Annotated in this window: 13 protein-coding genes, 1 tRNA gene and 1 pseudogene; 9 read left to right on the top strand and 6 right to left on the bottom strand. The window is 35.1% G+C overall.

The features are described 5' to 3' along the window. Positions 1–33 precede the first annotated feature (33 nt). Positions 34–2,790, bottom strand: coding sequence for an ATP-binding protein (locus ACP5Q2_RS00305; protein ID WP_428096079.1), 2,757 nt, complete (start codon positions 2,788–2,790; stop codon positions 34–36). 98 nt (positions 2,791–2,888) lie between these two features. Between ACP5Q2_RS00305 and ACP5Q2_RS00300 the strand changes: the two genes are divergently transcribed. From ACP5Q2_RS00300 to ACP5Q2_RS00290, 3 genes are all read left to right on the top strand, one after another. Beyond that, positions 2,889–2,961: transfer RNA gene (locus ACP5Q2_RS00300), tRNA-Arg, on the top strand. 70 nt (positions 2,962–3,031) lie between these two features. Next, positions 3,032–3,421 (top strand): DUF134 domain-containing protein, encoded by a 390-nt coding sequence (locus ACP5Q2_RS00295; RefSeq protein ID WP_428096077.1) that lies wholly within the window; start codon positions 3,032–3,034, stop codon positions 3,419–3,421. 134 nt (positions 3,422–3,555) lie between these two features. Continuing rightward, the gene (locus ACP5Q2_RS00290; RefSeq protein ID WP_428096075.1) at positions 3,556–3,993 is read left to right on the top strand and encodes a NifB/NifX family molybdenum-iron cluster-binding protein; all 438 of its coding nucleotides are present in this window, start codon (positions 3,556–3,558) and stop codon (positions 3,991–3,993) included. A gap of 31 nt (positions 3,994–4,024) precedes the next feature. Here ACP5Q2_RS00290 and ACP5Q2_RS00285 read toward each other — a convergent pair. Beyond that, positions 4,025–4,507, bottom strand: a pseudogene (locus ACP5Q2_RS00285) (redoxin domain-containing protein); the annotation flags it as partial. Positions 4,508–4,602: 95 nt separating this feature from the next. On the opposite strand from ACP5Q2_RS00285, the gene ACP5Q2_RS00280 reads away from it, so the two are divergent. Continuing rightward, positions 4,603–5,838 carry an ATP-binding protein gene (locus ACP5Q2_RS00280; protein ID WP_424604574.1) on the top strand — a complete coding sequence of 412 codons (1,236 nt, stop codon included), beginning with the start codon at positions 4,603–4,605 and terminating at the stop codon, positions 5,836–5,838. A gap of 132 nt (positions 5,839–5,970) precedes the next feature. Further along, entirely contained in the window at positions 5,971–6,432 is a 462-nt protein-coding gene (locus ACP5Q2_RS00275) for a hypothetical protein (protein ID WP_424604573.1), read from the top strand. 39 nt (positions 6,433–6,471) lie between these two features. On the opposite strand, the gene ACP5Q2_RS00270 is transcribed toward ACP5Q2_RS00275, so the two are convergent. From ACP5Q2_RS00270 to ACP5Q2_RS00255, 4 genes are read right to left on the bottom strand one after another with little or no spacing between them, the layout of a single operon-like run. Further along, positions 6,472–8,019 (bottom strand): DHA2 family efflux MFS transporter permease subunit, encoded by a 1,548-nt coding sequence (locus ACP5Q2_RS00270; protein WP_428096073.1) that lies wholly within the window; start codon positions 8,017–8,019, stop codon positions 6,472–6,474. A 36-nt stretch (positions 8,020–8,055) separates the two neighbouring features. Continuing rightward, positions 8,056–9,183 (bottom strand): HlyD family secretion protein, encoded by a 1,128-nt coding sequence (locus tag ACP5Q2_RS00265; protein WP_424604571.1) that lies wholly within the window; start codon positions 9,181–9,183, stop codon positions 8,056–8,058. Continuing rightward, positions 9,168–10,466 carry a TolC family protein gene (locus tag ACP5Q2_RS00260; protein ID WP_428096071.1) on the bottom strand — a complete coding sequence of 433 codons (1,299 nt, stop codon included), beginning with the start codon at positions 10,464–10,466 and terminating at the stop codon, positions 9,168–9,170. Before ACP5Q2_RS00260 ends, ACP5Q2_RS00265 begins: the two co-directional genes overlap by 16 nt. A gap of 2 nt (positions 10,467–10,468) precedes the next feature. After that, entirely contained in the window at positions 10,469–11,035 is a 567-nt protein-coding gene (locus tag ACP5Q2_RS00255; RefSeq protein ID WP_428096069.1) for a TetR/AcrR family transcriptional regulator, read from the bottom strand. Positions 11,036–11,164: 129 nt separating this feature from the next. On the opposite strand from ACP5Q2_RS00255, the gene ACP5Q2_RS00250 reads away from it, so the two are divergent. From ACP5Q2_RS00250 to ACP5Q2_RS00235, 4 genes are read left to right on the top strand one after another with little or no spacing between them, the layout of a single operon-like run. Continuing rightward, positions 11,165–11,920 (top strand): MBL fold metallo-hydrolase, encoded by a 756-nt coding sequence (locus ACP5Q2_RS00250; RefSeq protein WP_428096067.1) that lies wholly within the window; start codon positions 11,165–11,167, stop codon positions 11,918–11,920. A 45-nt stretch (positions 11,921–11,965) separates the two neighbouring features. Next, positions 11,966–13,204: a TolC family protein gene (locus tag ACP5Q2_RS00245; protein WP_428096065.1), complete on the top strand. Its 1,239-nt coding sequence runs from the start codon at positions 11,966–11,968 to the stop codon at positions 13,202–13,204. Beyond that, positions 13,201–14,466 (top strand): efflux RND transporter periplasmic adaptor subunit, encoded by a 1,266-nt coding sequence (locus ACP5Q2_RS00240; protein ID WP_428096063.1) that lies wholly within the window; start codon positions 13,201–13,203, stop codon positions 14,464–14,466. The genes ACP5Q2_RS00245 and ACP5Q2_RS00240 overlap by 4 nt, the downstream gene beginning before the upstream one ends. A 2-nt stretch (positions 14,467–14,468) precedes the next feature. Further along, positions 14,469–15,137: an ABC transporter ATP-binding protein gene (locus ACP5Q2_RS00235; RefSeq protein ID WP_424604565.1), complete on the top strand. Its 669-nt coding sequence runs from the start codon at positions 14,469–14,471 to the stop codon at positions 15,135–15,137. Positions 15,138–15,158: the final 21 nt, after the last annotated feature.

Raw genomic sequence — 15,158 nt, 5'->3', positions numbered from 1 at the left:
CAATTCAGTTTTTTTCAATAGCATTTAAAGAGATCAAGAATGTCTCATTTTATAGTTTTCTAACATCTCTTTTACCTCTTTAAGACTAAATGGTTTTGGCAGATACCCATCAAAACCGTACTCTTTAAAGTTATGTATTACAGGATCATCTGAGTAACCGCTGGACACCACGAAGAAACTATCGACCTTCATCTCTTTGAGTTTTTTTATCGTATCTTTTCCACTCATACCAGTTTTTATAGTAAGATCTAGTACAATAATGTCAAACCTCTCCTTCTGGACAGCTTTCAGAGCTTCTTCCCCATTTTGCACACTTACCACTACAGCACCGATAGCCTCCATAAGAAGCCCAAAAGAATCTCTTAGTATATTCTCATCATCCATGTATAAAACTTTAATTTTTCCATCTAACTTAGGTTTACTATCCTGACCTTCTGATTTCTTATCGCATTCAGAATCATCACTGGAAGGGATAAAAAAGAAAAACTCACACCCATCCTCATGATTCAAAAAGGATAATTCCCCTTTATGGTTTTTGATGATTGCATAGCTCGTGGTAAGCCCCAATCCTGTACCATTCGATTTTGTAGTGAAAAATGGATCGAATATCTTATTCTGTAAAGATTGAGGGACTCCAGGTCCAGAATCTTTGATCGACACCTTTATATATTCACCTTCTTCAAGATGAAATTCGTTGTCTTTGTGGAGATATACTTTTGAGATACTTATCTTAATCTTTCCATTATTACCCATAGCATCTCTGGCGTTAATCACTAAATTTGATACCACCTGACTTAAAAAACCTTCATCTATTTTAGCACAAAAACAAGAATCTGGTATATCAAACTCCTCTTTGATATTGCTACCCCTAAGGGAAAATGTTGCCACCTCTTTAACAAGCTTACCCACATCTGCAATTTTAAATACAGGTGTACCCCCCTTTGAAAAGGTAAGAAGCTGTTTGGTAAGATTCTGGCTCTTTTTTATTATTGATATGATACTTTCGGCTATGGTTTTATTATCATCGTTTAATTGGAGGAATGATACATAATTCTGGATTGCACCAAGATAGTTGTTGAAATCGTGGGCTATTCCTGCCGCAATTCTTCCAATGGTTTCAAGCTTATCAGCTTTAATCAATTCCCTTTCACGGCGTTTCTCATTGGTTACATCTCTTAAAACGATCAGTATGCCATTGATCCTGGAGGCACTGTCGTATATGGGTTGAATTTCCCCCTCAATCTCATATTTTTTATCATTTAAAACCAGATAATTATTATTTAGTCGGCAATGAGATATATTTTTGGAATCTTTGCAAACTGGGAAGTCGATTCTATTACCTTCTATATCTTCAAAGATCAATTCAGATAATCTGCCCCCTATTAAACTCTTACCAAAAAATTCAACTGTGGATCTATTTGTAAAAGTGATCTGACCGTCTGGATCTGCAAAGATAACCATCTCACTTACTGAATTCAGGATTCTATTGAGCTTATCTTTCTCTACGCTGAGTTCCATCATAGCCCTACGGTAAGCATCATTGGCCATTACCAGATCTGTCCTTTCAACAATCTGAAATAATCCGAACACTTCATTGCCTAAAACCATAGGTACCCCAAACGACTCGAAATACCTTGTGTTGCCATTTATATCAATATCGTAGAGAATGTTGGATCTATGCATATGCTCTATTACATCTTTTATATGATTTTCAAAGAGCAGTAGTTTATCTCCGGTAAAAAAATCGTATATCGATTTTCCAATTATTTGATCTTTTGGAGATAGGAGAAGGTCATCTCTGTTTGTAATCACATCCACATATCGAAAATCTTTGTTTATCACAAAAATAATGTTTGGCATAGAATTCAGTATAGCCTTTAGTTTCGATTCAGAATTCTTTAATTTCTCTATTGTGTTATGTAGCTCATATGTTTTTTGCACCACCTTTTTTCTTAATAAAACATTAAATAAGAGAAGCACAAAAACCAAAATTGCAATAAAAGCAATTATAGGTAGGAAAAACTTTTGAATATAAAAAGTTGAAATACTGTAATTATAACCCGTTTCATTTAAATAATTCAATAAATGATAGTAATAAGAGTCTTTGTCATCAATAAGTTTCTTTATCCCTTCATCAATCTGGGACTTAGTATGATTATCCAGTTTTTTGCTGTAGCCGAAATGTACTTCCAAAGGTTGAACAATTATGCTGGTGGGTTTTATATCGTTATCTTTATTAGATAGTATAAAAGATTTAGCTACCAATGCGCAATCAGCCTCATCGTTTAAGATTTTATGGAATACTTCGATGTAATTGTCTAAAAAGATAATGTTGCTATTGATTTTAAATTCTTCCAAAAGATGTCGCAAGCCAAAATCACCAGTAAAATATAAATCATTTTTCTGTATTGCGATTCTTTTACCATTCAGCTCTGATATACTGTTTAGATATTTGTCCTTTTTGCAAATGATCTGTCCCCAATTTGTAAAAAGTGGATACTTGGAAAAATCGATCTCATTAAGTCTTTTCTCCGAATACCCTATGGGCATGAAGATATCGATTTCACCATTTTTCAGTTTTGTATAGAGTTCTTCCCATCCACCTTTTACATATACGAAATCTATATCCTGGTCTTTTGATATTTTTTCAAATATGTCAGGTATAAAACCTGTAACATTATTATCAGAAATGATGGACAATGGTGGATTATTCCAGACCCCTACTTTCACAGTTTGTGAAAATGACACAGAGTATGTTAAAAGTAGAATAAGAAAAAATAATCCTCGCATAGCAAATTATAAAATTTTTTCAAAAGTAAATCAAGAAAAAATATTTTCTATCTTTTCTGATTGAAAATATATCATTATGTGGTATATTTACTGGGTAAGGGCGATTAGCTCAGGTGGATAGAGCACAGGTCTCCGGAACCTGGCGCGGGGGTTCGAGTCCCTCATCGCCCGTGATAAACTAATAAATTTGATATGAAACAAAACGTAAATCAATAATAACATAGAGAATAATGGGAGATGTATGCCAAGGCCAATCAAACGTAGGATGGTGAGTTGTGAACCAAAGGCTAATTTTTTTAAACCTGTGGGTGTGCAGCTACAGGATACTGAATTAGTCGTGATGACGCTTGACGAGATGGAAGCTATTCGCCTTGCCGATTATTTAGGTTTATATCAGGAAGATGCCGCTGCCGCCATGGGAGTATCCAGGCAAACTTTTGGCAACATCGTTTCTTCAGCAAGAAAAAAGATTGCCGATGCCATAATAAATGGTAAAGCTATTAAAATTGAAGGGGGAATGGTTAATTATGTAAGAGGTGATTTTCTGTGTAAAAGGTGTGGGTTTAAATGGTCAAATCCATCTTGGGAAGAGAGTCAAACAATTTGTCCTAATTGTAAAAAAGATAAATAGCTTATCTTTAATAATTTCTTAATTAAAATAATCTAAATATTTTTTAGTCTTGTTATAAGATTTAGAAAAACCCCTTGACAAAAAATTTTTTCATAATATATTTAGCATATGCTAAAAAACAAGGAGGTAAGTATATGAAATATGCAATACCATTAGCAAAAGATGAAGGGATAAATTCTCGAGTTTATGGGCATTTTGGTAGTGCACCATATTACGGAATCTATGACGATACCACAGAATCTCTGCAGGTTATCCATTCTAAAAATAGTCACGGGTCACATGGAAGCTGTCACTCCACCACAATATTGAAAAGGTTGGGTGTAGATGCTGTAATTTGTGGTGATATGGGGCACAATGCATTATTAAAATTTAAAAATATGGGGATAAATGTTTATTATTGCCCAGATCAGCTTACGGTAAAAGAATTAGTACAAAAGGCAAGAGAGAATCAATTAGAAAAATTTGACATCAATGATTCTTGTGCAGCTCACGGACACCACCATGACCATGATCATCATCACTATCATCCTGAACACCATCAGGGTGGCAGAAGATTTCAGCATAATCATTAATAAAAAGGGGTAGCATAGCTACCCCTTTTTATTACTTTTTAATGATTTTTTCAAGTATTTCCTCTTTGGAAAGTTTCTTTGTGCAAAAATACCAATAATAACATGTAAGATTATCTTTACCTTCCATTCTCTCTTTGGCAGTTCCACATGAACCCGCTGGTGGAAAGATTACATCATCACCAGGTCTCCAGTCAGCTGGTGTGGCAACTCCATAAGCGTCTGCAGTTTGAAGAGCTATTAGAGTTCTGTATAATTCATCAAAATTTCTCCCACAGCTCAATGGATAGTACAGAATTGTTCTTATTATTCCATTTGGATCTATAAAAACCTCAACATTTTTCATCCCTTTATATTCAATCTTTTCTTTGATATTCCTCAGTCAGGCAATATGACTGTATAAGCCATCCACTGACAGCCCCACTAATTTGCAATTAGCTTTGGCAAACTCTTCCTCCATTGATGCGAAGGTCATAAACTCTGAAGTGCACACGGGGGTAAAATCTGCTGGATGGCTAATACTTTATTTAGAATAAATTTAATTTTTTTATATATAGCAAAGTAGTTTTATATTTTCCTTGCCTATTCAATTTTTTCAAATAAAATAGTCATATGAAAAAGCTTATAACCTCTGTCAATATACTAATCGTAATTTCGGTAATTTTGCTTTTAATATTGGGGTATTATGAGATAAAAAAGTACAATGTTAATGTGAAAACCCATAAAAAAAGCCTGGTGGCACAGGGGGAGCTCAGTCTTAAAGTCCTTGAAGGGGCGCCAAAATATTTTGGAAGTATAAGAAGCATCAGCGTGGTTCAGCTTGCGGAAGAATTGGCAAAGAATGAAAATATCTTAGGGATCATAATCTTCACCGAAGATGAAGTAATATACAAGTCAACTAATATAAAAAACATAGATATAAAAATAGATTCAAAAAAAAGTTTTTACGAGACCGATAAAGAAATAGTGATCAACAGATTGTTAAACCCTGAGGATATGATCGATCCAAAACTAAAAAATAAATTATCATCCAACTTTGCCCCCCTTTACTATGCAACAGTAGTGTTATCCAAATCTGAATTCAATCATTTCGTAAGCTCTGCACAAAAAGATATCTTTATCATATTTATTTCTATTATCTTTGTAATCCTACTTTTAATCTTTATTCGAATCATGATAAAACGGTACGAAATAATGTCGATGGAGCTTACAAGATCAAAGCAGATGGAAGAGATAGCAAACTTTGCAAATATCTTAGCCCATGAAATAAAAAATCCTCTCAGCTCCATACAGGGTTTTTCAAATTATGTTTACGACAATATAAAAGATGAGGAGCTCAAAGATTACATGGACAGGTTGTTAGATGAATTGGATAGGTTGAAACTGATCGTGGATGACTTCAATCAATTTGGTAGACCAATTGATATTAAAAGATCAAATTTTTCTATAAAAAAACTGATAGATAGATGTGTGGATCTTGTAAAGTATGACGCTGAAAAGAAAAATCTTACATTTGAAATAACAGGAGAAGATTTTGAAATCTCGGCAGATCAGGATAAGATACTGCAAGTCTTACTCAATCTTTTTATCAATGCCATCAGGTATTCAAAACAGTCCAGTAAAATAGAAATAAAGCTAAATGACAAAATGATTAAAATAATAAATCAGAATGATAACAAGGAAATTGATAAAGAAAAGCTATTTACACCTTTTTACACTACTTCCTCCAAAGGCTCTGGACTTGGACTTGCAATTTGCAAAAAGATTATGACACTTCACGGCTTTGCTATCTTTGTGGATAAGATAGACCCTTTTGTCATAGTTTTGGATTTCAATGAAAGAAGATAACCTTTATTTACCAATATGTGCATTATTTTCACACATTTAGGATTCTTAATTTATAACTGATTGCCGGATATACACTTGCTAATCGGCATATTTTTTGATAAAAAGATATAAAATACTTTCTGGAGGCAAAATATGAAGGGAAGATATAAATTACTAATAATTACGATACTCTTTACCCTTTTTTCAGGTGAATTATTCGCCCAATGGCAAGGTTTTAAAGGTAGTGGTGGTTGGGGAATGAACAGCCCATTTAATAGAATGTTTGATCCCAATAAGATAGAAACTATCTATGGTGTAGTAGAGAAGATAGATACCACCTCACCACATAAAATGATGTCCAATGGCGTGTATCTGGATCTAAAAACAGATAAAGGGATTATTCGGGTAATATTGGGGCCAGTATGGTATATCGAAAGACTTGACTTTGTTATTGAGTTAGGGGACAAGCTGGAGGTTAAAGGCAGTCCTGTGATGATAAATGGTGTACAATCAATGATCGCTGCTGAGATAAAAAATGGAAAAGATCTTTTAATATTAAGAGATATCCATGGCATACCGGTATGGTCAAGATCTGGTGGTAGAAATATGAAGTAGGCCCCCTGATCTGTTTAAATAGTTTTTTTACTTGTTTTCTTATCGTGCCAAAAGATAAAAAATAAAAAGGAAAGACCCAATATTCCGTAGTACCCTGCATGTCTGAAAACGTCCTGAAAAGCATGACTTAATGCCATTGTAGACTGGGCTTTGGCTATAAGGAGCTCCAGCTTTCATTTCTGCTATAGAACCGGGGAAAATTTTGGATAAATATGGTTTCAATTGCTCTACATAATGATGAAGAAATTGATTATTCTGCATTACAGAGATCTCATCGAAATGAAAGCTAAATTTTGACTGCAATGTATTGGTGGCTATTGCTGTACCAAAAGATCCCCCCATAAATCTTATGTAATGCATCAGGCTTACCCCGAGGCTTGTTTTGGGGCCAAGATATCTCATTGCCATAGTGGTAATAGGGGCAAAAAAAGAACCGAGAGAAAAACCCAAAGGAACGGTTAAAAGCATCGTCTGAACAGAAGGGGTATAATAATTTAGATTTGGGATGAGGAATACAGATGTGGTTATATAAAGACAGGCGTTGAATAATAATACATTTTTTTCACCAATTTTATCAGCCAAAAATCCTGCCACAGGAGAAGTCAATCCTATGAATACAGCAAATGCAAGCATATGTAAACCAGTTTGAAGAGTGGTGAACTGTCTTAAATTTTCGTAGTATAGCGGTATCAGGTAGAAAAGCTGGTATATGGAAAGTCCCAAAGTAAAAAAGTATATCATCATTGCATATCGGTACTGCGGTACTTTAAATATGGAGAAGTCTATTAATGGATGCTTTGATGCAAGCTCTGAAATTACGTATAAGATAAGTGCACCAATGGCAATCAATAAAAGTAAGACGATATAGTCCGATTGCCACCAACCTTTTTGCTGACCTTTTGATAGCATTATCAGAAGGGATATGGTAAATATGGCAAGCAGTGTATAACTTATAAAATTAAAGCTAAATTTTACTTTTTCCTGTTTAAATTTTGGAAGAAGCAATAGCCCTAAAACAATAACCATCATTCCAACAGGGAGGTTTACGTAAAAAATTGCTCTCCAGCTGAGATGCTCTGTCAACCATCCACCAAGGGTTGGCCCCAAAGCTGGCGCAAAACTTACCCCCATACCGTATATCCCCATAGCAACCCCTTTTTTTTCAGGAGGGAAGATGGAAAACATTATGGTTTGGGCAGACGCCACTATGAAGGCTTCTCCGGTGCCCTGTATAACCCTTGAGATGATCATGGTGGGTAGGTCCTCCGCAATACCACACAAAGCGCTTGATATCGTAAAGACGGTTATCCCCGTGAGGAATAGCTTTTTTAATCCTAAAATTTTGTCAAGAGATTCAATCAACAAAAGGGAGGTGGCGGCGGACATCATGTAGGCAGTTATAACCCATTGAATACCGTAGAGATCTGTATTCAATGGTGCCATCATCTTGGGTACTACGACATCCACAATAGTTGTATCAAGGATTGCCATAAACGTACCTGTCATGACGATAAAAACAATTAAGAGTCTACCAATCAGGGGTATCTGTTTGTACAATGGCTGGCTGTAATCTAAATTGTCCACCACTTATTTTTCTCCAAAGTTATATTAAAATGCCCAATATTATCTTTTTATCTTTATTTCTCCACCCATACCCACTCTTAATAGTTCTAATTTACCACCAGTTATTTTTATTCTAATAGGTATCCTCTGGGCAACCTTTGTGAATTCACCTGCGGAAATATCTCTGGGAACAAGGGCATAAGTGGCTGCAGAAGCTGGATAAATAGCTTCCACTTCACCTTCAAAACGTTCTTTTGGGTAAGCATCAACTATGAATGTTGCTTTATCACCCACATCAACACCTTTTAACTTACCCTCTTCCAGCAATACATAGCCATAAAGATTTTTATCCCCCACAATCGAATAGATAAAATTTCCACTTGAAACAACTGTACCCACATCCACATATTTCATACCCACCACCCCATCAAAAGGGGCATAAAGTTTGCAATCCTCGATCATGTTATTTAGATCATCCAGTTGCTTTTTAAGGCTATTAATCTTCTCAGCAATGGAGCTCTTATTTTTTGAAATTTCTGATATAATATACCTATTATTTTTGATCAAATTCTTTTCATTTTCGGCAATATCGATCTGCTTACCCAAAGCGTCGATTTTTAGCTGTAAAGATTCCTTTTTCTTTTTCAGTGTATCAAGATTGTTTGCTATATCTTCATAGCTCTTTTTTGGAATAGCATTCTTTTCGTATAGCACCTTATACCTCTCCATATCCTTCTGGGATTGAGCAATCAGTATCTCTATCTCTTCAATAGACTTTTGGGAAGAGGCCAATTCATACTTGAGGGCGGCAACTTTATCCGTTTGCATCTTTGTGGAGGTTAAGATATCGGATGATGTTTTTGATCTTTTATCATCAAGGGATTGAGCCTGTTGTTCAAGGGATTGTATTTCATACTTTAATTGTTCTGCCTTTATACGGTAATCACTGTCATCTATCACCGCCAGGATATCCCCCTTTTTTACTCTATCCCCTTCTTTAAAGTTTAGCTTTATCACCTTACCAGAAACCCTTTTAAACCCCACATTGGATATGGTATCAGATTTTATGAAGAAAGCATCCGTGGATGCATACTCCATTCTTATTTTGATCCACCATGTGGCTATTACCAAAAATATTATGAAACCTACACCTAGCAATACAATAGCTATTTTTATTTTCTTACCCATTCTCTTACCTCCGAACCGGACTCTAATTCAATTCTATAAAATGACCTGATTACGTTGTAATAAGCTTTTTTCAAAGATACTTTTGCCGAAGTAAACATCGCTTCTGCATCCAGTAGATCCGTGTTTGATGCTAAGCCATTTTTGTACTTAAGTTCTGTAACCCTGTAATACTCTTCTGCTTCTTTTAATTGGGTTTGGGCCACTTCATAAGTTTTCCTGGCGGTGTAGAAATCTTCTATGCTTTTCTGAACGGAGACTTTTAATTTCAATTTTGTATCTCTTATCCTATTTTCAAAAGCAAAAATCTCTTCTTTTTTTGCACCTATCTTTTTAAATGGTTTATTCCATTCCAAATTAAACTTTAATCCAGCCTGAACTAGAAAACCACCTTTTGGATCCACTGCATCATTGGAGTCATTGTAATTGTAGCCACCGTAGAGGAAAGCTTTTGGCAGGTAACTACTTTTTTCCAGCTCCACACTTTTTTTAAGATTTGAAAGCTCCATCTCTAATTTCTGTATTAGAGGTCTATTCTTATAAGCGTTTGAGATTATATCGTTTTCGTTCAATTGTGTGTTTAAAAAGTCTTCTTTCAGGTCGGATATCTCATAATTATCATCTGGATCCTCACCCACAAGCATTTTTAGGTTATATTTGGCGATTTTTATGTTATTATCGATCTCAAAAATCTTCTTCTCCACATCTCTCACTTTTACAGAGGTATGAAGGATGTCGATTTTTGCCGCAAGACCCTGATTGTATAGCAATTCCACATCCTTTGCATGGGCAGTTAAAGAATCTATCTCTGCTTTGTACAGATCTTTTATGGAGTAAAGCTCAAGTATTGTGATGTATGCATTCTTAATATTGTATTTTATCTCATTTGATAGTTCCTGATAATCAACCTTATTGATATCAACTGTTTTTTTAGAAATATCAACCAACGCTGAAACCAAACCACCTGTGTAAAGATTGTATTGGATTCCTATATTGAAATTGCTATAATTCTGCTCCACCTGAGTGAATTTCATTGTACCACCTACTGTTTTCATGGAAAGCTCTTTTTTATCATCCATGAGTGTATAGGTGTAGTCTGCCACAATAGATGGGTAATTATCAGATTTCGCTGAATCCAATAGATATATCTTGCTATTGATGATATGTTCCTGAGATTTTAGCAACAGGTTATTCTTCATCCCGATCTTTAAAATATCATACATGTTATATGTATCAACAGCCCATAAGACCGTGGGTAACAGCAGCATAAAAATGGCTTTTTTCATATTCACCTCAGTATCTCTTTTATATATGGTTCAATGAGACTTTTGGTTTCGTAGTAATTTCTATTTTCTTTTAAAATATGCAATTCAAGAAAAGATCTCAAAAAAGCAGATAGTATAAAAGCCTTTCTCTGTCGCTGTGATTCTTCCATCTTCGGAAAATCTATCATCAATGCCTTCCCAGAATAAAATTCACTCTTTTCTTTAAAATAGTAATATAGTTCAATAAATTCATCCCCAAGACTTAAAACTTCAAAGAGAAAGATCTTGATAATCTTCTTTTTACATATAAAACTATCTATCATCTTTGATACAAATTTATCACATACGTTGTGTGTATTATGTTCAAACATCTCTTCTATTTCATCCATAAACTCCTGATGTAGCGTCAACAATATCTCTTTAAAGATCGATTCCTTATTTTTGAAGTAATTGTAGAATGTACCCTGGGCTAAATCGGCTTTTTTAACGATATCTGAAATTTTTGTTTGCCAGAAACCTTTTTCCGAAAAAACCTCAACAGCTGCTTCCATCAAAAGTTTTTTCTTATCTGGGTACAAATTCTTCGCCATCTTTTCCTCATAAAGCTATTATATAGTTAGGACTGATGAGTCAATCAGAAACTAATATAAAGTAAATAGATAATATGTCAATCAGATTTTTCCCTTTACCTTTTTCTAAATAGGATATATTATAAAAGAATGCTTGAAATCGATGTATTGGCCTCCGGAAGCAGTGGAAATTGCTATATGATAACAGATGATAGATCTGCAGTTTTTGTTGACGTGGGTGTCAATAAAAAAAATTTACACTGCTACCAGAATAAGCTGCAGAATAAAAAGGTTAGTCTATTTTTAAGCCATGAGCATGTGGATCATATCAAAGGATTAAAATATTTTCAGTCGATTTTCGATGGGGATATATTCTGTGGTTTTGATACGGCAAAGTATCTTTATAAGCTCGGGTATGATACCGATAATATAAAAATTATAGAGCCGGATCACCTATTCGTTTTCAATGGATGGCAGGTGTATCCATTCAGGTTGAGTCATGACAGTGCTGACATTTTTGGATTTAAATTTAATTTTGATAATTTTCTAATCTCTTTTGTGACAGATACGGGGGAGGTAAGCAGAAATATATCGGAAATTATAACCGGTTCGGATATCCTTTTTCTTGAGGCCAATTACGAAGAGGAGATGTTGGTAAATGGTAAATATCCACAACATCTTAAAAAGAGGATACTCTCCAGAAAAGGGCATCTATCCAATAAAGATGCCATAAAAACGCTGCACGAGATCTATGACAGTAGGCTTAAAAAAATACTTTTTTCCCACATAAGTGAGGAGAATAATTCTTACGAACTAATGGAAAAATATTGTAAGTACTGTGAGAAAACATTTAAAGTTGAAGCTACATATTTGAGACAGAAGACTCACTACAGCTTTAAGGTATGATATGAACTATAGTTGTTTTTTTAAATCTTATGTAAGTGGTGAAATATGAAAAAGGTAATAGTTTTAATCTTTATCCTGTTTTTTAAAATAGCTTTCGCTTTGTCGGTGGAAGAAGCTGTTGAAAAGGGGCTAAAAAATTTTCCTGACATAGCGATATCGAATAGAGAAGTGGATGTGCAAAAGTTCGATATCGATAGTGCCAGAGGGGATTTTATGCCTAAATTGTTATTTTCATCATCTTATAGCCATATAAATCCTGATGATTCCCCAAATATGAGGACTTTCAATAATGAGCTAAGACTGACCTACAATCTCTTTTCTGGATTTTATTCAATGAATAAGCTTGATATTTCGAGGTTTAATCTAAAAGTAAAGGAGACAGCATTATATTCCACCAGAAACCTTGTGGCTAAGAATATAAAATCTGCCTATTATGATGCTTTGATGTACAAGAAGATCTATCTGTTTTACGACGATCTCTATAAAAGTGCTGTAAAAACTTATGAATTCACCAAAACCAAGTTTGAAGCAGGCAGAGCTCTATCAATAGATGTGTTGAAAAGTTTGACTGATGTAAAAAAGTATGAGTCCAAAAAAATTGAGCAAAAGAGTAACCTGCTCAACTCTTTGACTATTCTAAGCTACTACACCGAAGAGGTATACGATATCAATACGGAACTCACTTCAGATTTTTATGAGCTTGATTTAAAAGAGAGGGATTACTATTTATCTAAATTCATTGAGAAAAACCCTGAACTTGCAGGTTATGAATCGAAGATCAAATCCTCCGAAGCTCAGCTAAAACAAAGCAAATCCTCTTTTATGCCGACGGTTGACCTTTTCGGTGCAATCTCAAGGGAAGATGCAAAGAAAGGTGGAATGGAATCTGATACCAATTCCAGTTCTTTTGGGGTATCTCTAAGCTGGAATCTTTTCAATGGATTTAAGGATAAAAATGACTACGAGAAACAGAAATTAATCTACTATAACACTCTGGATCAAAAACGAAAATTTGTAAATGATTCAAAACGAGATATTGCAGTGTATTATAATAAGCTTTTATCAGCAAAAGAAAACCTTGTATATCTGAAGGAGCTTGTGAAAGTGGCGGAGCAAAATTTTACACTTACGTCCGAGGCGTATGAGCTGGGTAGAGCAAACCTTATAGAGCTATTGAAGGCAAAAGATGAATTAACGTCGGCAAAGATCGATCTCATTAATCTTTTCAATAGTATCACTCAGAGCTATCTAAACTTAGAATACATTACAGGTGGGAATATATGAAGAAAATTATAATATTTGTCATTGTATTGTTACTCATTGGTGTGGGCATTGGCATATACATTTATAAGGGGAAAAAGAAAGATGTGGAGATTATAGATACCGATATTGTAAAAATGGGCAATGTAAGCGGTTTTCTACAGGAAACCGGGATTATAAAGGCACAGGTGGGGGCTCAAATAAGTATAGGTGCAAGGGCCACAGGTACCATAAGGATGCTAAAGGTAAAGGTGGGGGATCCGGTTAAAAAAGGGCAGTTGGTGGCGGATATCGATGATCGTGAAATAGTTGCCCAGATGGCTTCTCTACAAGACAGTATCAGGAGCATTCAAAATGAAATAAAGCAGGAGAATGACCTTTATCCGGTTAAAAAAAGTTCCCTTCAGAAAGATATTGAGATCAACAGATCCAAATACCTATTTGCCAAAAGTAGTTATGAAAGGGAAAAAATGCTATTTGACAAAGGTTTTTCAACCACAGAACAGCTCGATAGGGCAAAAACCGATATGGATGTGGCTTACAACAATTTAAAGAGTTCCGAAATAGCCCTTGAGAAGTTGAACAAGGAGCATAACCTTACTTTGGAGAGTCTTAACATTAAATTAGATAATGCCAAAAATAGTTTAAAAGAAACTCAGGTAAGGTTGAGCTACACAAAGATATATTCCCCCATTGATGGAATAGTGACACAGGTGAATGCGGATGAAGGGGAGACTATCGTTGCGGGATTGCAGGTGGCAAACCTGATAACAGTTTTTAATCCAAATATGCTTGAGATGTGGATCTACATAGACGAAACAGATATTGGTAAAGTCAAAATAGGTGATAGCGTGGAGTATACGGTGGACACCTACGGAGATAAAAGATTTGAAGGGGTTTTATCGAAAATCTACTACGAACCTATCGTTAAAGACAGCATCGTTTACTATCTCGGTATCGTGCCCATTTCGCTGGAAGATGCGAAATTATTACGTCCGGAGATGACCACCCATGTTAAAATTAAGGTATCTGAAAAGAAAAACGTATTGACAGTCAAAAATGGTGCCATTAAGTTTGAATCTGGAGAACAGGTCGTGTATAAGGTGGTTGACAGGGCTAAAAATAAAATTGAACGAGTTTTAGTAAAAGTGGGGATCCGTGGGGAAAATAGGTCTGAAATTTTATCAGGTCTTAAAGAGGGGGATGAGGTGGCTGTCAAACTTATCCTACCACCTGATTTCTCCGGAAAGAAGCAGGTTAGTCAGAAAAGGTTGAGTAAGAGTTAGAGATGCCCTTAGTAAAGCTTGAGAATATAAAAAAAGAGTACATCGTTGGAGGTAATACCACAAAAGTTTTAAAGGGTATTACCCTTTCAATAGAAAAAGGTGAGTTTATAGCCTTAATGGGGCAATCAGGATCCGGGAAAACTACTCTTATGAATATCATAGGGATGCTTGATACCCCCACAGATGGCAGTTATTTCCTCAATGGTAAAGATATTTCAAAAGAGGATGATAATTCACTGTCCAGGCTGAGAAATCAATTTGTGGGATTTATCTTTCAAAGTTTTTATCTGATACCATATTCTACTGTTCTGGAAAATGTGTTGTTACCCATATACTATTCCGGAAAAGATCTGGCAAAATACACAGGTAAGGCTAAAGATCTGTTAAACCAGCTTGGTTTATATGAAAAGAGAAATAATAAACCAAATCAGCTTTCTGGTGGACAGCAACAGAGGGTTGCAATAGCAAGGGCATTGATAAATGACCCTGAAATGATTTTGGCTGATGAGCCAACCGGACAGCTTGACAGCGAAACGGCAAAAAATATTATGGATTATATTTCAAAATTAAATGATCAGGGTAAAACAATTATTCTTGTAACCCATGATCCTGCCACAGCATCTTATGCAAAAAAGATTATTAAAATTTCCGATGGATTAATAATAAATTAGCTTTGAAAAAAAAGAAGGAGG

Origin of the sequence: Calditerrivibrio sp., from assembly GCF_049968475.1 — a bacterium.
GTDB classification, from domain to species: Bacteria; Chrysiogenota; Deferribacteres; order Deferribacterales; family Calditerrivibrionaceae; genus Calditerrivibrio; species Calditerrivibrio nitroreducens_A.
This window is presented reverse-complemented; position numbering and strand designations above follow the sequence as displayed.